This is a genomic window from Dermacoccus barathri (assembly GCF_015070805.1).
GTDB lineage: Bacteria > Actinomycetota > Actinomycetes > Actinomycetales > Dermatophilaceae > Dermacoccus > Dermacoccus abyssi.
Genome location: NZ_JADCTK010000001.1, coordinates 527,084 through 546,346 on the forward strand (window position 1 = coordinate 527,084; position 19,263 = coordinate 546,346).

Consider the following 19,263-nt stretch of genomic DNA (forward strand, 5'->3'; position numbering starts at 1 on the left):
CGCAGAACCCGCCTAAGGGGAGAGCGTTGAACAACTCGTACCGTCCCAACGCACTCGTCACGGGCCTGTGAGGCCCTCCATTCATGGCCTCGACCACACGCGCGAGTCCTCCGCAAACCAGTCCGCAGCATCCAGCAGCATCTCGGCGGCCGGTTCGTTCGGCATGCGCTCACGTGGCGCATCGACGCGTCGGCCGTTCACGAGAAGGTGGACCGAGGTAGACGTCACCAATGCATCGACTCGGATGCCCGCGCGCTCCACTGTCACGGTCGCTTCGGTCGCGCTCGCGGTAACACCTCGCAGCAGGAGAAGGTTCCGCAGATGGGCCGCAGCCGCCTCATCGCTGATGCCCTGGTCAACCGCAAACCGTTCGACGAATCGCTCCACTTCAGTTGCCGGATACCACTCGACGTCCTCCGGCAATCTCGCGTCGTACAGTTCCGACCACGCGCCGGCGAAGCCCGGGCCCCAGCTCACGTTGGGCTCGCGCCCGGGTATCGGCCAGAGATACACGTACGCCAAGCCGAACTCTCCGCACCGTTCCCGCGACCGCCGGGCAGCATCACAGAGTCGGCGCATAAGTCCGCGTCGCGGCTGGATGAGCAGGACGGTGACTTCCGTGTCCGCTAGGTCGCCGGAACGCACCCGCCCGGCGAAGAGCGTTTCGCCCCGATTCACCTTGTCGCGCGCCGGTCGACCCTCGCCGCACCGAATCACCCACCCGAAGGCAAGGCGATCGAGCAGATCATCGAACGACCGCAGCTGCATCTCCTCGCGAGAACCGCCCGGGTCCACCACCACCTCATCGCCTTCGGGGGCGACAAGAGCGTGAACGTCGCGTCCTGGCCGCGAAAGGAAGACCTCGTCGAAGGTGCCCGCCACCGCGTATTCGATCTCGACCTGCCATCCGCAAGCCTGCCACCGCTCGACGGATGCCACGCTGCTATCCCGCGATGCCACGTCGGCACCCTATCGATGAGGCACCGACGCGACCTCGGTTCGGTCGGCTCACGGGGGCCATTCCCACAGCGGCCTGGTCCAGGTGATGCGCTGCGTCGGATCGTTCGAGTCCAAGAGTGTGCAGATCAGTCGGAAACGGGCGTAGTCGTGGTCGATCTCCCAACTGACCATCGACGGCGAATCGACCGTCGGCGCGCTCGTCATGCACCGGTCGAGCTCGCGGTGACCCTGCCGCGAGGCCTCGACGAGAAGCGGCGCTGCGAGAACCATCAGCGTCAGGATGACGAAGACAACACGGCGAGGGTTCACGCCCTGACCTTAGGGCGCCTCCCGACGGGAGCAGAACCCGCGACGGGCGCGGATTGTGGCGACGGGAGCGCTGCAACACTCCCATCGGCACTGCTCAACCGGCGAGATACTCGTCCAGGGCTCGACGCAGGATGTCACTGGCACTCGTGTGCTCCCGACGCGCCCGCGCGCGGACAGCATCGATGCGCTCAGGGTCCAGCCGTACTGTCACGGTTTCGGCCGGACGCTTCCCCACGGTGCGCGGACGCCCGACCGGAGCCACCCGAGCCTTGGGAAATCCCGCCTCGGCGTCAGCGACGAGGGCCTCGATCGTTTCCTCTGTGATCGGCTGCCCATTCACCGTGCCCCACGAGCCACCGTCGGGTCGGGTTGCCGTGTCGAACTTCTCGTTCATCGCTTTCTCCCCTCTAGTAGGTCGAGCGTGGCCTTGCGTACCGGCATCGCGTGAATGATGAGCGTCCGCTTCTGGTCGAACACCAAGGCGACGACCTCCACGGGCCGCCCTCTCGTGTCGACTCCGATGCGTAGATACCGCTCGGGCTGATCGTCTTCAAGGCGAGCTTGTCGTGCGAAACGAGTCGTCCACGCCTGCGTCACGTCCTCGGCGGACAATCCGTACTTGAAGGCCGAAGGATGGAGTGTGACGGCGTCATCCACAACAATATTGTGTCACGAAACTCGCCCGAGAGACAGAGCCCGCGACGGGCGCCGAAGACGGGGCCCGCAACGCTCCCATCGAGGGTGTTTCGCTCCCACAGCGAGGCATGCTCACGTCGGCAACCAGCCGTCGCCCGGCGCCGACGCTCGCTGACCGATACAGTCGTGAGGTGCCGAACTCCTCACCCTCGCAGGGCGCCCGCAAGCGCGCCGGCATCGTCGTCAACCCCACCAAGGTCGACGACCAAGACAAGCTGCGCCGCGAGTGCACCAAGGCCGCCAAGGAGGCCGGCTGGGACGAACCGCTCTGGCTCGAGACGACGCTCGAAGATCCCGGCGTCGGCCAGGCTCATCAGGCCGTCAGCGCGGGCTGCGACATCGTTTTCGCCGCGGGCGGCGACGGCACGGTCCGTCTGGTCGGCTCCGCGCTCACCGGCACGGACATCCCGCTCGGCCTCATGCCGCAGGGCACGGGCAACCTCCTCGCGCGCAACCTCGGCGTCTCCGTCGACGGCTCGGCCGCGCAGAACTTCGCGCGCTCCCTCGTCGGTCACGACATGCGTATCGACGTCGGCCGCGTGCACGCCACGTTCGACGACGGCTCGGCCAAGAACGACACCTTCCTCATCATGGCCGGGTTCGGTCTCGACGGCGACATCATGGATTCGACGAGCGAAGGCCTCAAGAAGCGCGTCGGTTGGATGGCCTACCCCCTCGCCGGCATCAAGTACTTCACCGAGCGCCCCGAGCGCATGCTCGCCAGCTTCGACGACGGCGCCCCGCGCACGAAGAAGACGACGACGCTGCTCGTCGGCAACTTCGGCCGCCTCACCGGCGGGGTCAAGCTCATGCCCGACGCCACGGGCAACGACGGATGGTTCGACGCCGTCTGGCTCTCGGCCGACGGGCCGCTGCAGTGGGGCGCGCTGACGCGCCAGATCCTCACCAAGTCGCGCCGCAACACGAACCGCGTCGAGCGGGTGCGCGCGCGCCGTGTCGAGGCCCGCGCCATGGGCCGCGAGCGCGCCGTCGAACTCGACGGTGACGTCATCGGCCAGGCACGCGACGTCAGCATGTGGATCGACTCCGACGCGCTCGTCGTGCGCATCGCCGACCCGAAGGACTCCAAGCTCTCCGACCTGCGCAGCCGCCTGCCCGGGCCGTTCGGTCAGGACTTCAAGGGCCTGCCCGCGAAGGCGAAGAAGTCGAGCAAGTAGTCGGGTGAACCTCAGGCCGCGAGCGAGCTGACGATCGGCACGCCCGGGCGGTAGGCGATGTGCAGGTAGCTCGGGGCGTCGAGCATCGCCAAATCGGCGCGCGCACCGACGCGGATGACGCCGACGTCGTCGCGCCGCAGCGCTGCAGCGCCCCCGGCCGTCGCAGCCCACAACGCCTCCGCGGGCGTCATGCCCATCTCGCGCACGGCGAGCGCGATCATGAACGGCATCGAGTTCGAGAAGCACGTGCCCGGGTTGCAGTCGGTCGCGAGCGCCACCTCGACTCCGGCGTCGAGGAGGTCGCGCCCGCTCGGGAACGGCTGACGGGTGGAGAACTCGACACCCGGCAAGAGGGTCGCAACGGTCGACGAACCGGCCAGTGCCGCAACGTCCTCCGTCGACAAGAACGTGCAGTGGTCGACGCTGGCCGCGTCGAACTCGACGGCCAGCTGCACACCGGGTCCATCCCCGAGCTGCCCCGCGTGAAGGCGCGGCATGAGGCCCGCAGCTACGCCGGCGCCAAGGATCTCGCGCGTCTCGTCGCCGTCGAACGCGTGCGCGCTGTGCGGTTCGCAGAACACGTCGATCCAACGCGCGAGGGGCGCGCACGCTTCGAGCATCGCGCCGGTGACGAGGTCGACGTACTCGCGCCGATCCGTGTCGCTCGGCACGACGTGGGCGCCGAGGTAGGTCACTTCGTCGGTGAACTCCCCCGCGATGCGCAGCGTCCGCGCCTCGTCGTCGACCGACAGCCCGTAGCCCGACTTGATCTCCACGAGCCCGGTGCCCTGCGCCCGTGCCTGCTCTACGCGGGCGGCGACGAGTTCGCGCAGACGCTCGTCGGACGCCTGGCGTGTGGGGCGCACCGTGTTCGCAATGCCGCCGCCGTCGTAGGCCTCCCCCGTCATGCGCGCGGCGAACTCGGCCGAGCGGTCGCCGTCGAAGACGAGGTGGTTGTGCGAGTCGACGAACGCGGGGATGACGGCGGCCCCGTCCATGTCGAGGCAGCGGTCGGCGTCCGGGGCCTCGGAGGCCGATCCCACCCACGCGATGTGTTCGCCGTCGATGACGAGCGCGGCGTCACGCAGGAGCGCGATGCGCTCCTCTCCCCGAAGCGCCGCGCCACCCCCGTTCCGCGCGGGATCGTTCGTGACGAGTTCCCCGATGTTCGTGACGAGCGTCGTGCTCATGCGTCCTCCCAGAGTGTGGTGATGGCTTCGGTGAGCAGGGCCCCGACGTCACCGAGGCGGTGACGACCTGCTGTGACGACGTGGGCGCCGTCCGCGACGACGTCCGTGATGTCCTCGGCGGTGGCCGCGAGCAGCACCTGCTCGGGCAGGCACCCGGCGGTGCGGCGCGAATCGAGGCGCACGGCAACGGCGTCCGCGCGCATTCCGACCTCGAGGCGTCCGGCGTCCGGCCACCCGATCGTGTCGTGACGCGTGGCCGCGTCGAGCAACTCCTCGGGGCTGAAGCGGCCGCGGTCGTTCGTCACGAGGCGCTCGTGCATCTCGAGCGCGCGGGCGTCCTCGAACGTGTCGACGACCGCGTGCTGGTCGCTGCCGAGGCTGACGCGCACCCCGGCATCGGCGAGCGCGCGCGCGGGGCCGATGCCGTCGGCGAGGTCGCGCTCGGTCGTCGGGCAGAAGCACGCGACGGCGTTCGCGTCGGCGAGCAGCGCGATGTCGTCATCGCTCAGGTGCGTGGCGTGGACGGCCGAGAACCGGGATGTCAGCGCGCCTGCGTCGTCCAGAAGCGCCACCGGCGAGCGGCCGTAGAACGCCTCGCACGCCTCGTTCTCCGCGGGCTGCTCCGACAGGTGCGCGTGCACGGGCTGACCGTCGCTCGCGGCGAGCACCTCACCGACCTCGTCGCGAGCGACGGCCCGCACAGAATGGATGGCGGCGCCGATGCGCGTCGCTTGGTCGTCGGCGAGCAGGGCGTGTCGCGCGGCCCAGGCGGCCGCGGAACCGTCGCTGAAGCGCTGCTGGTCCTCGTTGAGTGGAGTGTGGCCCTCAGCGGTGAGCCCACCGTGGAGGTAACAGGTGTCGAGGAGCGTGAGGCGGATCCCCGCCTCCCGGGCGGCCTCGCGGAGCGCTTCGCCCATCGCGTTCGGGTCGTCGTACGCCGCGCCGCCGGGGCGATGGTGGACGTAGTGGAACTCGCCCACGCTCGTCATGCCGGCCATGACCATCTCGGCGAAGACGGCCCGCGCGAGCGCCCGGTAGTTCTCCGGCGTGAGGCGCCTCGAGACGGCGTACATACGCTCACGCCACGTCCAGAAGGTGCCGCCGTCGCCGTGGGTGCGCCCGCGCAGCGCGCGATGGAACGCGTGTGAGTGGCAGTTCGCGAAACCGGGCAGGGCGACCCCACCCAACGGCACGTCACCGTCGCCACGCTGGACGCCGGGTTCGATTGCGCTCCAGCGCCCTTCGGCTTCCGTCAGGCGAACGTTGTACGCCACACCCTCCGGCAGGAGCGCGTGTTGGGCCCAGTACGTCGTCATCCGGCGAGATCCTCCAGAACGCGGACGAGGGCCTCGACGCCGCGCACGCAGTCGTCGGTCTCGGCGAACTCCTCGGGCGAGTGCGACGTGCCTGTCGGGTTGCGCACGAACAGCATCGCCGTGGGCACGCCGTGGTTGGCGAGGATGCCTGCGTCGTGGCCGGCGCCCGTGCCGAGCAAGGGCACGCCGCCGAGCGTCGCGTCGAGCCGCTCGACCAGGCCTGCGTCGAAGGGCGTCGTCGGCGTCCACGACTCGGCGCGCCAGGACCCCCCAAGTGCCCTGGCGCGCTCCTCGAGCTCGCCGACGACGGCCCGCACGTCCTCCTCCCGGGAGCCTCGTGCGTCCACCCACGCCGTGACGTGCGACGCGATGGCATTGATGCCGCCGGGCACGACGTCGAGCTTGCCGACGGTCGCGACGACGCGGTCGCCGCCCTCGCCCGAGCGGTCACGCGAGGCCGCCGCGCCCCGCGTCGCCTCGATGAACTGCGCCGCCTTGAGCAGCGCGTCGTCGCGGTTGCCGAGGGCCGTCGTGCCGGCGTGGTCGGCGCGTCCGGGCAGGTCGGCGCGGAAACGGCCGTGCGGCCAGATGTCGCTGCCAATGGCGACCGGGGCGTCGTCGAGGTCGATGAGCGCGCGGCCCTGTTCGACGTGCAGTTCGACGAAGGTGCCGACCCGCGCGAGGGTCTCGTCGTCGCGCCCGAGCGTGCCCGGGTCGCGCCCGGCGCGCTGCCACGCCTCGGCCATCGTGACGCCGTCGGCGTCGGTGAGCGAGCGGGCGCGGTCGGCGTCGAGCGCGCCCGTGATGATGCGCGAACCGGCGCAGGCGACGCCGAAGCGAGCGCCTTCCTCGTCGACGAAGTTGACGACGCCGATCGGCTTGCGTGGCGCGAACCCCTTCTCCTGCAACGTCTTAACGGCCAGGAGCGAGGAGACGACACCGAGCGGCCCGTCGAACGCACCGCCGTCGGGCACCGAGTCGAGGTGCGAGCCGGTGACGACGCCCTCGCCGGGCGCGTCGTCCGGGTTGCCCCACCACGCCCACTGGTTGCCGGCGCGATCTTCGGTGACGTCGAGGCCCAGCGCGGCGCACTCGCCGACGAACCACTCGCGCAGTGTCGCGTCCTCACGCGTCCACGCGAAGCGCCGGTAGCCGCCGGAGCCGCCGTCACGGCCCACGGGGTGCAGGTCGTTCCACAGCGACTCGAATCGGCGGGTCTCGCTCACGTCAGTACCTCGCACTCGCTCAGTTGCCGGCCTTGGGCGCCGTGCGCTCGGCGGCGGCTCGCGTGGCGGCAGCCTGCGCGGCGTCGGCGCCGTCGGCGTCACGAACGGTGGGCGTCATCGGAATGCGCGCGCCACGCTCGTCGGCGACCTCGACGGCGCGGGAGTACCCGGCGTCGACGTGGCGGAAGACGCCCATGGCGGGGTCGTTCGTCAGCAGCGCGGTGAGCTTCGCGGCCGCGAGGTCGGTGCCGTCCGCGACGCCGACCTGGCCGGCGTGGATCGAGCGGCCGATACCTACGCCGCCGCCGTGGTGCAGCGACACCCACGTGGCGCCCGAACTCGTGGCGGTGAGGGCGTTGAGCAGCGGCCAGTCGGCGATGGCGTCGGAGCCGTCGAGCATGCCCTCGGTCTCGCGGTACGGCGAGGCGACGGAGCCGGAGTCGAGGTGGTCGCGGCCGATGACGATGGGTGCGGAGACCTTGCCCTCGGCGACGAGCCGGTTGAACAGCTGTCCGGCCTTGTGACGCTCGCCGTAGCCCAGCCAGCAGATGCGCGCGGGCAGGCCCTCGAACTCGACGAGCTCACCGGCGGCGTCGAGCCAGCGGTGCAGGTGCTCGTTCTCGGGGAACAGTTCCTTGAGCGCGGCGTCGGTGACGGCGATGTCCTGCGGGTCGCCTGAGAGCGCCGCCCAGCGGAACGGGCCGAGGCCCTCGCAGAAGAGCGGGCGGATGTAGGCGGGCACGAAGCCGGGGAACTCGAAGGCGCGCGTGTAACCAGCGGTCCGGGCCTCGTCGCGGATGGAGTTGCCGTAGTCGAAGACCTCGGCGCCTTCGTCCTGGAACTCGACCATGGCCTGCACGTGGGCCGCCATCGACTCGCGTGACTTCTTCGTGAAGCCCACCGGGTCGCCCTCGGCCTCGCGCTGCCACTCGTCGACGGCGACCTCCGACGGCAGGTAGCTCAGCGGGTCGTGCGCCGACGTCTGGTCGGTGACGACGTCGATCGTGATGTCGCCTGCGCGGTGGCGCGCGAGCATCTGCGGGAAGACGTCGGCGGCGTTGCCGACGATGCCGACGGAGACGCCGCGCTTCTCGGCCTTCGCAGCGTTGGCGCGCGCGATCGCGTCGTCGAGGTCGTCGGCGATTTCGGTGAGGTAGCGCTTGGCGACGCGGCGCTCGAGGCGGGTGCGGTCGACGTCGGCGATGAGGCACACGCCGTCGTTGAGCGTGACGGCGAGCGGCTGCGCGCCACCCATGCCGCCGCAGCCGCCGGTGAGCGTGATGGTGCCGGCGAGCGTCCCGCCGAACCGCTTGCGGGCGACGGCGGCGAAGGTCTCGTAGGTGCCCTGGAGGATGCCCTGCGTCGCGATGTAGATCCACGAACCGGCCGTCATCTGGCCGTACATCATGAGCCCCTCGGCCTCGAGACGGCGGAACTCGGGCCACGTGGCCCAGTCCGGCACGAGGTGGGAGTTGGCGATGAGCACACGCGGCGCCCACTCGTTCGTCGTCACGACTCCGACGGGCTTGCCCGACTGCACGAGGAGCGTCTCGTTCGGCTCGAGGTCCTTGAGCGTCTCGACGATGGCGTCGAACGCCTCCCAGGATCGGGCTGCGCGGCCGGTGCCGCCGTAGACGACGAGGTCGTCGGGGCGCTCGGCGACCTCGGGGTCGAGGTTGTTCATGAGCATGCGCAGCGGGGCTTCGGTCTGCCAGCACTTCGCGTTGAGTTCGGTTCCGCGCGGTGCGCGGACGGGGCGGGCGCCCTCCATGGCGGTCTCCTTCGGTTCGTGCTGGGGGTCAGTTGAAGTCGCCGGCTGCGCGCGTGGCGGCGGCGAGGACGTCGCCGTCGGCGACACGGGCGACGACGGATTCGATCTCGGGCGACAGGTAGCGGTCGGGGCCGGGGCGGCCCGCGCCGTCGAGCGCTTCGATGACGGCGGCGCCGACCGGGCCCGGCGTGAGCGGGGCGCGCATCTGGATGCCGCGCGTGGCGGTGAGCAGTTCGATGGCGAGCACGCGCGTCAGGCCGTCGACGGAGCGGCGCAGCTTGCGCGCACCGGCCCAGCCCATGGAGACGTGGTCTTCCTGCATGGCGCTGCTGGGGATCGAGTCGGCGCTGGCCGGGTTCGCAAGGCGCTTGAGTTCGCTGACGATGCCCGCCGCCGTGTACTGGGCGATCATGAGGCCCGAGTCGGTGCCGGGGTCGTCGGCGAGGAACGGTGGGAGGCCGTTGTTGCGTGCGCGGTCGAGGAAGCGGTCGGTGCGGCGTTCGCTCATCGAAGCGACGTCGGCGATGACGATGGCGAGGAAGTCGAGCGCGTACGCGACGGGGGCGCCGTGGAAGTTGCCGTTCGACTCGACGCGGCCGTCGAGCGTGACGACGGGGTTGTCGACGGCGGCGGCGAGCTCACGCTCGGCGACGGTGGTGACGTAGTCGAGGGTGTCGCGGGCGGCGCCGATGACCTGCGGCGAGCAGCGCAGCGAGTACGCGTCCTGCACGCGGGTGCAGGCGTGCGGGTCACGGTGCGAATCGCGGATGCCGCTGGCGTCGAGCACCTTGCGCAGGTTGGCGGCCGACTTGGCCTGGCCCGGGTGGGGACGCAGCTTCTGCAGGTCGTCGGCGAACACGTCGTCGGTGCCAAGCAGGCCCTCGACCGAGAGGCCCGAGGCGATGTCGGCTGTTGACAGGAGCATCCGCAGGTCGGCGATGGCGAGGCACAGGGTGCCGAGCATGCCGTCGGTGCCGTTGATGAGGGCCAGGCCCTCCTTCTCCTGCAGGACGACCGGCTCGATGCCCGCGGCCTTGAGCGCGTCGGCGGCGTGGACGACGTCGCCGTCGGCGGTGGCCACCTCACCGTCGCCCATGAGCGCGAGCGCGCAGTGCGCGAGCGGCGCGAGGTCGCCGGAGCAGCCGAGGGAGCCGTACTCGCGCACGAGCGGCGTGATGCCGGCGTTGAGCATCGCGATGTACGCGTCGAGGGTTTCGGGGCGGATGCCGGTGCGGCCGGTGGCGAGGGTGGAGATGCGCAGCAGCATGAGGGCGCGCACGATCTCGCGCTCGACGGGTTCGCCGGAGCCCGCGGCGTGGGAGGCGACGAGGCTGCGCTGGAGCTTCTGCCGCTTCTCGGGCGGGATGCTCGTGTTCGCGAGCGCGCCGAAGCCCGTCGAGATGCCGTAGTGCGGGATGGTGTCGCTCGCGAGGGCGTCGATGATGGCGCGGGATTTCGCGACTTCGGCGACGGAGTCGGCGCTCAGCTCGATGATGGCGCCGTGGCGGGCGACGGCGACGACGTCGTCGATCGTGAGTGGGCCGACGCCGACGGCGACGCTGCCGGTGGACTGTGCTGCAGAAGTCATGCGCCCATTGCATCGTGCGAGCCCGGGCGCGGCGTGACACGGGCGACGCGAACTGTCCCAGGATTGAGACAGTTGCCCTCGAATGGCTACCGTTGGCGCGTGAGTTCTGCCCCCGCCGCCGCCCAGGTCATTGCCCTGTTGCAGCTGCTCGCGGGGCGACCGTCGGCGCAGCCTGCCGCGACGTTGGCGCGCGAGTTGGGGCTTCCACGGTCGACGACGTACCGGCTGCTCGGGGTGCTCAAGGACGCGGGGTTCGTCACGCACTCGGAGGAGACGCGGCGCTGGGGGCTGGGCATCGCGGCGTACGAGTTGGGCTCGGCCTACTCGCGGCAGCAGCCGTTGCAGCGCATGGCCCGCGCGGTGATGACGCGCCTCGCCGAGAGCACGGGGCAGGCCGCGCACCTCGGGGTGCTGCACGGCTCGGACGTGCTGTACGTCATCGAGGAGCGGCCGCTGGGGGTTTCACCGCTCGTGACGGACGTCGGCGTGCGCTTGCCTGCGAACGTGACGGCGAGCGGGATGGCGATGCTCGCGCACCTGCCGGCCGCGCAGGTGAGGGCGCTGTTCCCCTCCGGCGCGGAGCTGGTGCAGCGCAACTCCGGGGCGGATCAGCCGGAGACGGTGGCGGGGTTGCGTTCGGAGCTCGCGCAGGTGCGTCAGCGCGGGTACGCGCGGGAGGTCGGGCGCGTGACGCCGGGCTTCCAGACGGTGGCAGGGGCGGCACTCGACCTCAACGGCCTGCCTGCCGCGAGCCTCGCCGTCACGTGGCCTGAGGACGCGGGCGACCGCGAGACCGAGTACGCCACAGCGGTCAAGGATGCCGCTAGAGAACTGACGTCTCGTCTGGCTCGATGAGGCAGCGGGGTCTCGGCATTGGCGGCTGTGCCCGCTGACCCGCACCTTCGGGTGGCACATGCCACGACCCATTGGCGTGGTCACGACGGCCTGTGATGATGGAGAGTGGGCGCCGATGAGACGCCGCCGCCGAGTTCTACGGTGACCGTCAGCGCGAGTACGCCTGGTTCGCGCCCGCCGCATCGCTGCCCCTCGTCAGCATGGATGCCCAACGCGCCGCGCACGCCATCGTCGGCGGGGTCCTCGCCGGCAAGCCCTACGTCATCCTCACCCCGCGGCAAAGGTGGGCGCGCGCGTCCACGGCCTCGCGCCGGGGCTGACAACCCGCCTCCTCGGCGTCGTCAACCGGTTGCTTTCCGGCCCGGTGGACGGGGCCACGAAGCCGATACCGGGTGCCGAACTCGCGCCGTCCGCCGGGCAACTCGTCAAGGTGCTGACCTCACTCGGCGACCGATCCCGCCGGCGCAACCTGGAGCCGTGAAGCGGCCACCCCACCGGAGGTAGTGACACCCGACGGCGCCTCGTTAGCGTTGCAAGAGAGCAACGTAACGCCCCGACGGAGGTTCGCCCCCGCCGAGACAGCGATAGAAAGGTCCGACATGTCCGAGATCACGCAAGAACAGGTCGTCGAGATCATGCGCGTGAGCGCTTCGTCATGATGACCTCGATCGCCGACGACAGAACGCTGCACAGCCACCCGATGACCCCGAAGCAGGTCACCGATGACGCCGACGTCTGGTTCTTCATCGGACTTCAGGGCGAGCAGGCTCAGGCGCTGCGCACCCAGCCGGAGGTCAACCTCGCCTTCGCCGAAACCGGCTCCTGGCTCTCCGTCGCTGGTCGCGTCGAGTTCGTCGAGGACCGACAGAAGATCGACGAGCTGTGGGACGACGGGGTCTCCGCTTGGTTCGACGGCGGCAAGGAGGACCCGAACCTTGGTCTCATCCGATTCGAGAGCGACTCCGCGCAGTTCTGGGGGCAGCCCGGCGGCAAGGTCTCAGCGCTCGCGAGCATCATGAAGGCCCGCGTCACCGGTGAGCGCCCGTCCGCCATCAGCGCGACGACCGAGATGTAGATCCGGACGAGCACGCGTCAGAGCTATCGCTCGACGAATGCTCGGGTGTCGGCCGGGTGCGCGTGGCCCCCGGCCGACGACTCGTTCGAACCGAGCACTCCGACGCTGACGGCACTTGCCGTCACACCTCGAACCGCGAAAGGTGCCATGAAACATCCGCCCAGCTTTCGCATCACACGGAGTTCGGCCCACCCTCGGTCGGCCGTGTGGGACGCACTGTGGGATCTCGAGATTCACTCACGCGTGATCCCGTTCACCACCGTGACCCTCGTGCCCACCGAAGTCGGACACGAGAGCGGCCTGCGAGAAGGGTCACGGTTCAACGCCCGCACGCACCTCGGGCCCCTGACGATCGACGACGTCATGCGCGTCGACCGCTGGGATCCGCCGGCGGAGGCTCGAATCGTGAAGGTCGGGCGAGTGTTCGGTGGCACAATCACCGTGCGCCTGAGTGACGTCGATGGCGGGAGCCGTCTCGACTGGCATCAGACGTACAGCGTTCACGGGCTGCCCGACATCGTCGCGTGGTTGACGGTGCCTCTCGTTCGTGCCGGATACGTGAGAACTCTGAGCCGCATCATCGGATCTCAGGAACCGGCTGGGTGAGCGCGGCCGCTACCGGCATCGCTCACACTATCTCCCACTCGGCGACGGGGCCGGGAATCAGCGTGAACATCGGATGCGGCCGCGGCGCGCTCGCGGCCAAGTGCGCGCGGAACCACGGCGGGTCTCGCTGCTCGACCTTTCGGCACAGATGGGCCCACTCGTAATCGAGTTGCCCTTGCGCGAGCGTCAGCGATACAGAGGGCTCGAGGGGCCTCAAAAGCTTGTCCGAACGAAACGTGTAGCCACGTCGATCCGCTTCCTCAGCGAGTCGCCAAAGATACGACGTGATGGCGCGGATCGGGTCGTCGGTGGCACGAAACCTCAGCAGCTGCGGGTGGTTCCTGTACCCCGTGGTCTCGCCGGCGAGAACCTTCTGCGCGAGCAGCCCCTCACGCCATCCCGCCACGAGAGCGCGTCTGTCCAGCTGGGCAGGGTGAAGGCTCCATATGCGCATACCCTGAATCTACCGGCACTCCTAAGCCGTCGACATTCGGCTCCGAAGGGCAGATCGTGAACTCTACTGCCCGGCATCGCTTCGACGGGTACATCCTGGGCGTCGGCACACCGTGTGGTCGCCGATTCGTCGTGGGGTGCTGGCAGCGCTCCCCGTTCGGAGCGTTCGCCGACATCATGGTGGCCCACCCGGACGGCGCGCGCGAACTCATCGCTCCCAACGAAGAAATCGGAGCGTACGTCTGCGAGACGTACCAGTTCGATCAGGTCACGTTGTCGGACGTTCACGTCGCGCGCACCTCTTCGAAGTGGGTCATCGCCACCGATCGTTCGAGGCTTAGCGCTACGTTCGGTCGTCGCAGGCTCTTGGGCTACCCCTTGCGCCTGGTCCGTGGACCGCTCATCCACCCTGTGACGGCACGATTGTCGAACCCGCTGGCTCGTCGCCTCGTGGAGGGGGTTCAGACGCACGGGTCCGCAGGCCACGGGGCGCACGAGTATTACGTCGCCCAGGACCTTCGCCGTGTGGCGACGCTGAGCGGCTCGTGGGAAGGAGAGCCGATCGGCGTCCTGGCCCCCGTGACCCCGGCCCCGCAGTTCGGGTTCAGCTCCACACCGCAGATTCCCTCTCTGACGCGTGTCACCACGTTCATTGACCGGCCTGGCGCGTGATCTGAACGAGGCGGAAACGCCGCGGCCCCGCAGAACCTCAGAGGTTCTGCGGGGCCCGGCGTTGTGCGACGTTTCAGCAGCAGCGGCTGCGCGGGTTGGTGTCCTGCGCGTCGGTGCGTTCGCGCCAGTACTCCTTCTTCGTCATCGGAGCCTCACCGGGGTGAGTGCGCTCGTGATGCGCGAGGTAGCGCTCGTAGTGGTTGTCGCCCATGACGGACGCCCAGTACCACCGCACCGAGTCGAGGGCCCGACGAAGACCGCCCGGCTGCTCCTGCTCCAGCCGGCACTGCGTGTTCGTCTGCTCAGGCATGGACGCGACCTCCCGTGGGAGCACCCTCCGGGTCGAGACCGGCCTCGCGCCACTGCTCGAGCACGGCCTTCTCATCGTCCGTGGCCGAGAAACCGGCCGGGGCGAAGATCTTCGAAGGCACCTTCTCGTCGGTGACGCCGTCGTCGGCCTCGCCCGCACGAACCGCCTTGATCGCGGCGATGACACCGGCGATGACGACGATGAGCACGAGACCCGCGAACAGGATCGACAGCGACTGCTGGATGAACGTGTTGCGGATGACCGCGTCGATCGCCTCCGGCGTCTTGGCCGTCTTGAAACTCGTCAGGCCCTTCTCCTTGGCGTCGACGAACGCCTTGTGCTGCGCCCAGTAGCCGAGCTTCGGGTCGGAGGAGAAGATCTTCTGGTAGCTGGCCGTCATCGTGACGATGACGTCCCACGCGAGCGGAACGCCCGGAATCCAGGCCCACTTCACGTGGCCGCTCTTGACGACGACGACGACCACGACCGTCAGCGCCACCGCGGCGAGCAGCTGGTTGGCGATACCGAACAGCGGGAACAGCGTGTTGATGCCGCCCAGTGGGTCGGTGACACCCATGAGGAGGATGGAGCCCCAGCCGGCGACGACGAGGAACGTCGTGATCCAGGCGCCGACCTTCCAGGACGTCTCACGGAAGCGCTTGAGGCCCGGGACGTTGCTGAGCGTGTCGGAGAGCATGAAGCGCGCGACGCGGGTACCGGCGTCGACCGTCGTCAGGATGAACAGCGCCTCGAACATGATCGCGAAGTGGTACCAGAACTGCTTCATCGAAGCGCCGGGGATGACCTGCGAGAACACGTTCGACATACCGAAGGCGAACGTCGGTGCGCCACCCGTGCGGGAGACGACCGACTCCTCGCCGACGTCCTTCGCGGCCTGCGCGATCTCGGTGGCCGACGTCGGGTCGCCGCCGAGGCCGAGCGAGTTCACCCACGCGGCAGCCTTCTCGGGCGTACCGCCGGTGACGCCGGCGGGCGAGTTCATGACGAAGTACAGGTGGTGGTCGATGATGGCGGCCGCGATGAGCGCCATGATCGCGACGAACGACTCCACGAGCATCGAGCCGTAGCCGATGAGGCGAGCCTGGCTCTCCTTCTGCAGCAGCTTCGGCGTCGTGCCCGAGGATATGAGAGCGTGGAAGCCGGAGAGCGCACCACAGGCGATCGTGATGAACAGGAACGGGAACAGCGAACCGGCGAAGACGGGGCCGTTGCCCTCCTTGCCGAACGACGTGATGGCCGGGATGTCGATGGACGGGCGCGCGATGACGATGCCCAGCGCGAGCAGCACGATCGTGCCGACCTTCATGAAGGTCGACAGGTAGTCACGCGGAGCGAGCAGGAGCCACACGGGCAGGACGGCAGCGGCGAAGCCGTAGATGATGATGGCCCACGACAGCGCCGTCGGCGACAGCGTGAACATGTCCTTGCCCCAGTCGGTGCCGGCAACCCAGCCACCGGCGACGATGGCGAGGAGCAGCAGGACGACGCCGATGCCCGAGACCTCGGAGACGGCACCCGGGCGCATGAAGCGCAGGTAGCAACCCATGAAGAGCGCGATCGGGATCGTCATCGCGAGCGAGAAGACGCCCCAGGGCGACTCGGCGAGCGCGTTGACGACGACGAGGCCGAGCACGGCGATCAGGATGATCATGATCGTCATGACGGCGAACATGGCCGCCCAACCGCCGACCGGGCCGAGCGTGTCACGGGCCATCTGGCCGAGGCTGCGACCGCCGCGGCGCGTGGAGATGGCGAGCACCATGTAGTCCTGCACGGCGCCCGCGAAGATCACACCGAAGATGATCCAAAGCGTGCCCGGCAGGTAACCCATCTGCGCGGCGAGCACGGGGCCGACGAGCGGGCCGGCGCCGGCGATGGCGGCGAAGTGGTGACCGAACAGCACGCGCCGGTCGGTGGGCAGGAAATCCTGGCCGTTCTCGAACTGCTCGGCCGGGGTGGCGAGATCGTCGCGCGGACGGATGACCTTGTACTGGATGAGGCGGCTGTACAGCATGTAGCCGATGACGTAGCTGCCGACGGCAGCCATGACGAACCAGATCGAGTTGACGTGCTCGCCGCGGACGAACGCAACCATCGTCCAACCGATGGCGGCGATGACGGCCGCGACGGCGATGACGATCTTCTGACGTCCCGTGATCTGGCGGGGTAGGTCGACCGCGACCGGGGGCGTGTTCCCGTCGCGCTCGGGGGTTTTGGTGCTCGACGCGGGCACGGAGACCTCCCTTTTCGTGTGAGTGTGAGCAGGGCCACGTTATGCGGTGTCGGGTAGGTCACAGGGCTTTGACAACGCACGCGCAGGTCACGCCTTCATCACGAATGTGGACGAACGTCACGCAGTGGGGCCGGTGGGGCGCGGTCCGTCGCCGAACCAGTAGCGACGGCTGTCTTCGCGGACGTCCTCGAGCCGGCCCCCGCAGGACTCGATGACGGCGCGCGAGGCGCCGTTCGTCTGCGCGCAGCAGACGAGCACGGGGGCGATGTCGAGCGCGGCGGCTTCGGCGAGCCCGAGCTTCAGAGCCTCCTTCGCGATGCCGCGTCCGCGAGCGGCTGGCCGCACGGAGTAGCCGATGTGGCCGCCGAGTTCGTAGAGGAACTCGTTGAGCGCGTGACGCAGGGCGAGGTGACCGACGAGGGCGCCGTCGTCGACGATCCAGAAGTAGGAGCAGTGGACGAGGCCAGTGTGCGGCGGCCACATCGTGTTGCCTTGGCGGGCGCAGTCTTCGACGTAGGCGGCAAAGCCGTCGGAGGTGATGTCGACGTCGGTGCCCGCGAAGAAGCCCGAGCCGTCCATGCCGCCCGCGCACACCCAGTGGTCGCCGCGCGAGTCGGTGGTGGCGTCGCGGAACTCGCGCAGCATGGCCGACCAGTCGTCGTAGCGCGCGGCGTCGGGGGCGATGAGTTCGATCATGTCGGTCATCTCATCACCCCCGACCGTGGGGCGTCGATCAGTTTTCGGTGCGCTTAGTGGGCGCGCAGGCCGTCGACGCCGCGGGGCTCGTCGCCGCGCACGGTGACGCGGTGCATGACGCGGGTGTTCGTGTAGTCGCGGTTGGCGTAGTGGGAGGTGGCGCGGTTGTCCCAGATGCCGACGTCGCCGGGCGCCCAGCGGTGACGGATCGTGTGCTCGGGCTGCGTGAGGTGGGCGTAGAGGGCGTCGAGGATGGCACGCGATTCGGCTTCGGAGACGCCGCTGACGTGGGAGGTGAAGCCGGGGTTGACGAAGAGGCCGCGGCGGCCGGTCTCGGGGTGGACGCGGACGACGGGGTGCTCGACGGCGGGCAGTTCGGTGACGATCTCGCCCTCCCACTCGTGGCCGCCGTTCTTCTTGAGGAAGGCACCCCACTCGCGGTTGCCGTCGTGGACGGCGAGCAGCTGGTCGGCGAGCGCCTTGAGGGGTGCGGAGAGGGAGTCGTAGGCGGCCTGGCTGTCGGCCCAGGACGTGTCGCCGCCGTAGGGCGGGAGCGTCACGGCGCGGAGGATGCTGATGGACGGCGGCCGCTTCATGAAGGTGACGTCGGTGTGCCAGACGTCGGAGAAGGAGAACTCGGGGTCGCTCGAGTCGATGTTGTAGATCTCGCTGCGCTCGTGGTTGCCGGCGACGGGGTGGCCGGGCGTCAGGTCGCCGAGGAGGTTGCCGAGGCGTACCTGGGCGTCGTCGTCGAAGCCGTGCTGATCGCGGAAGAAGAGCACCTTGTGGGCGAGCAGGGCGCGGCGGATGTCGAAGGCCGCGATCTCGTCGATGGACGCCAGGTCGATGCCGTGGATGACGGCGCCCAGGGCCGGGCCGAGGCGCTCGATGCGCAGTCCGGGCGTCGTGGCGGGAGCGTGGGTAGCGAGAAGTGTCATGACAACCTCTTTGTTCGTTGCGCTTGCGCAGACGCCGGGCGGCGACGCGCCAGGTCGTTACTCGGGGCACCCCACCGCAGCGGAGGGTTGCCGTCCGGCCAGCCGAGACTTGTCGCCGGAACTCGTGACCCGCCCATAACGTAAGCGCATCCTTTGTGGAACGAACAGTTATTGGTTGGCGAGTGTCCGCATCGCGGGACTCCGCAGCGGGGACACATCCGCTCCCCTCCCTGTTCCGATTAGCTGAGCGGCTGGTGTATTTCAGGGTCGCGGCGTGACCGAAACGGATAATTTCGGACATGACAACTCACAATGTCCCGTCACCGCTCCTGGTCGAAGGCGCCATCCTGGCGCCCGTGGACGTCGAGGACGCAACCAAACGAGTGTGGGCGTACTGCACGCACCCGCTCAGCGGATGGACGATCTACGACCTCGCGGCGATTACAGCTCGCAATGAAGGGCACTTCGAAGAGGTACGCACCTGGGACTTGCTGTTGTCGGCGTTGATGAATGCACGCCCTAGTGTCGGTGCGGTCACGGCATTCACGGTTGAGCGGCGGACCGAGATCGCGGCACGTGTCGCCTTGGTACCGGATTCTAAGGACCTGACCGAGTTCTCCGATGCCGAACTGGACGCGCTCACGGAGCTGAGCGCCTTCGGATTCCACGGGGCGCGCACTCCCACCATTACGAAACTTGCCGCCCTATATCGGCCACATGCCGCAACGATCCTCGATAGCTACCTCGCGACGGCGTTCGGTGTCGGCCAATACGGGTTCTCCTACGGGGCTACGCAACGCGCCGAGACACGGCGGCGGAGGAACATCCACCACGCGCTCCCCGGCCTGCGATCGACACTTCGTGATCGCGCCGGTTGGATGGGGGCCCTGCGTGATGCCACGCACGAGATCCCCGGTATCTCGCAGACATCAGACGTCCGCCTACTCGACATCGTCCTGTGGACTACACAGGACGATCTGCGTGAGTCACGAAAGTCGGAGGCTGCCAGCGACAAAGAACGGGCGCGATGGGTGACGAGGGAGCCTGGCCCCGCAATCCCACTCGACGCCGTACGCCCGGTAGCGGTGCCTGGCACGTGACTCATCGCAACCTCCGGTGAGCGGCCAGGTACACAGCAGCTGCATCGCGCTAGGCGATGTTTCCTTGGAA

General features: G+C 69.1%; 20 protein-coding genes and 1 riboswitch. Of the genes, 6 read left to right on the forward strand and 14 right to left on the reverse strand.

The features are described from left to right. Positions 1–81: 81 nt before the first annotated feature. From IM689_RS02520 to IM689_RS02535, 4 genes are all read right to left on the reverse strand, one after another. Positions 82–939 (reverse strand): hypothetical protein, encoded by an 858-nt coding sequence (locus IM689_RS02520; protein ID WP_193642731.1) that lies wholly within the window; start codon positions 937–939, stop codon positions 82–84. Between the two features lie 69 nt (positions 940–1,008). Continuing rightward, on the reverse strand, positions 1,009–1,269 hold the full coding sequence (locus IM689_RS02525; RefSeq protein WP_047310689.1) for a hypothetical protein: 261 nt from the start codon (positions 1,267–1,269) through the stop codon (positions 1,009–1,011). A 94-nt stretch (positions 1,270–1,363) separates the two neighbouring features. Further along, a complete protein-coding gene (locus tag IM689_RS02530) occupies positions 1,364–1,663 on the reverse strand; it encodes a ribbon-helix-helix protein, CopG family (protein ID WP_193642732.1) in 300 nt (99 codons plus the stop codon). Beyond that, complete coding sequence (locus IM689_RS02535) at positions 1,660–1,926, reverse strand: toxin (RefSeq protein ID WP_193642733.1); 267 nt, start codon at positions 1,924–1,926, stop codon at positions 1,660–1,662. The genes IM689_RS02530 and IM689_RS02535 overlap by 4 nt, the downstream gene beginning before the upstream one ends. 170 nt (positions 1,927–2,096) lie before the next feature. On the opposite strand from IM689_RS02535, the gene IM689_RS02540 reads away from it, so the two are divergent. Next, positions 2,097–3,143 carry a diacylglycerol/lipid kinase family protein gene (locus IM689_RS02540; RefSeq protein WP_193642734.1) on the forward strand — a complete coding sequence of 349 codons (1,047 nt, stop codon included), beginning with the start codon at positions 2,097–2,099 and terminating at the stop codon, positions 3,141–3,143. A gap of 11 nt (positions 3,144–3,154) precedes the next feature. Here IM689_RS02540 and hutI read toward each other — a convergent pair whose 3' ends face one another. From hutI to hutH, 5 genes are read right to left on the reverse strand one after another with little or no spacing between them, the layout of a single operon-like run. Beyond that, positions 3,155–4,333, reverse strand: a complete 1,179-nt coding sequence (gene hutI, locus IM689_RS02545) for an imidazolonepropionase (RefSeq protein WP_193642735.1) — start codon at positions 4,331–4,333, stop codon at positions 3,155–3,157. Continuing rightward, positions 4,330–5,649 carry a formimidoylglutamate deiminase gene (locus tag IM689_RS02550; protein ID WP_193642736.1) on the reverse strand — a complete coding sequence of 440 codons (1,320 nt, stop codon included), beginning with the start codon at positions 5,647–5,649 and terminating at the stop codon, positions 4,330–4,332. Before IM689_RS02550 ends, hutI begins: the two co-directional genes overlap by 4 nt. Next, complete coding sequence (locus tag IM689_RS02555; protein WP_319803768.1) at positions 5,646–6,875, reverse strand: allantoate amidohydrolase; 1,230 nt, start codon at positions 6,873–6,875, stop codon at positions 5,646–5,648. The genes IM689_RS02550 and IM689_RS02555 overlap by 4 nt, the downstream gene beginning before the upstream one ends. A gap of 19 nt (positions 6,876–6,894) precedes the next feature. Next, the gene (gene hutU, locus IM689_RS02560; protein WP_193642737.1) at positions 6,895–8,646 is read right to left on the reverse strand and encodes a urocanate hydratase; all 1,752 of its coding nucleotides are present in this window, start codon (positions 8,644–8,646) and stop codon (positions 6,895–6,897) included. A gap of 28 nt (positions 8,647–8,674) precedes the next feature. After that, positions 8,675–10,234, reverse strand: coding sequence for a histidine ammonia-lyase (gene hutH / locus IM689_RS02565; RefSeq protein WP_193642738.1), 1,560 nt, complete (start codon positions 10,232–10,234; stop codon positions 8,675–8,677). Positions 10,235–10,333: 99 nt separating this feature from the next. Here hutH and IM689_RS02570 point away from each other — a divergent pair, with 99 nt between their 5' ends. The 3 genes from IM689_RS02570 (at position 10,334) to IM689_RS02580 (ending at position 12,770) form a co-directional block, all read left to right on the forward strand. Then, positions 10,334–11,089 carry an IclR family transcriptional regulator gene (locus tag IM689_RS02570; RefSeq protein ID WP_193642739.1) on the forward strand — a complete coding sequence of 252 codons (756 nt, stop codon included), beginning with the start codon at positions 10,334–10,336 and terminating at the stop codon, positions 11,087–11,089. Between the two features lie 655 nt (positions 11,090–11,744). After that, positions 11,745–12,164 carry a pyridoxamine 5'-phosphate oxidase family protein gene (locus tag IM689_RS02575; protein WP_319803769.1) on the forward strand — a complete coding sequence of 140 codons (420 nt, stop codon included), beginning with the start codon at positions 11,745–11,747 and terminating at the stop codon, positions 12,162–12,164. 270 nt (positions 12,165–12,434) lie between these two features. Further along, a complete protein-coding gene (locus IM689_RS02580; RefSeq protein ID WP_193642740.1) occupies positions 12,435–12,770 on the forward strand; it encodes an SRPBCC family protein in 336 nt (111 codons plus the stop codon). 22 nt (positions 12,771–12,792) lie between these two features. Here IM689_RS02580 and IM689_RS02585 read toward each other — a convergent pair whose 3' ends face one another. Further along, complete coding sequence (locus IM689_RS02585; RefSeq protein WP_047310698.1) at positions 12,793–13,224, reverse strand: pyrimidine dimer DNA glycosylase/endonuclease V; 432 nt, start codon at positions 13,222–13,224, stop codon at positions 12,793–12,795. Between the two features lie 56 nt (positions 13,225–13,280). On the opposite strand from IM689_RS02585, the gene IM689_RS02590 reads away from it, so the two are divergent. Then, positions 13,281–13,895 (forward strand): hypothetical protein, encoded by a 615-nt coding sequence (locus IM689_RS02590; protein WP_193642741.1) that lies wholly within the window; start codon positions 13,281–13,283, stop codon positions 13,893–13,895. Positions 13,896–13,968: 73 nt separating this feature from the next. Here IM689_RS02590 and IM689_RS02595 read toward each other — a convergent pair whose 3' ends face one another. The 4 genes from IM689_RS02595 to IM689_RS02610 all read right to left on the reverse strand — a co-directional run bounded on the left by IM689_RS02595 (position 13,969) and on the right by IM689_RS02610 (position 18,093). Next, positions 13,969–14,205, reverse strand: a complete 237-nt coding sequence (locus tag IM689_RS02595) for a YbdD/YjiX family protein (protein ID WP_193642742.1) — start codon at positions 14,203–14,205, stop codon at positions 13,969–13,971. Continuing rightward, on the reverse strand, positions 14,198–16,459 hold the full coding sequence (locus IM689_RS02600) for a carbon starvation CstA family protein (protein ID WP_319803770.1): 2,262 nt from the start codon (positions 16,457–16,459) through the stop codon (positions 14,198–14,200). The genes IM689_RS02595 and IM689_RS02600 overlap by 8 nt, the downstream gene beginning before the upstream one ends. A 117-nt stretch (positions 16,460–16,576) precedes the next feature. Further along, on the reverse strand, positions 16,577–17,164 hold the full coding sequence (locus IM689_RS02605) for a GNAT family N-acetyltransferase (protein WP_227484359.1): 588 nt from the start codon (positions 17,162–17,164) through the stop codon (positions 16,577–16,579). Positions 17,165–17,208: 44 nt separating this feature from the next. Continuing rightward, complete coding sequence (locus IM689_RS02610) at positions 17,209–18,093, reverse strand: TauD/TfdA dioxygenase family protein (RefSeq protein WP_193642743.1); 885 nt, start codon at positions 18,091–18,093, stop codon at positions 17,209–17,211. Positions 18,094–18,107: 14 nt separating this feature from the next. Next, positions 18,108–18,223: riboswitch (SAM riboswitch) on the reverse strand. Between the two features lie 169 nt (positions 18,224–18,392). Between IM689_RS02610 and IM689_RS02615 the strand changes: the two genes are divergently transcribed. Continuing rightward, positions 18,393–19,193, forward strand: coding sequence for a DUF6308 family protein (locus IM689_RS02615; RefSeq protein ID WP_193642744.1), 801 nt, complete (start codon positions 18,393–18,395; stop codon positions 19,191–19,193). Positions 19,194–19,263: the final 70 nt, after the last annotated feature.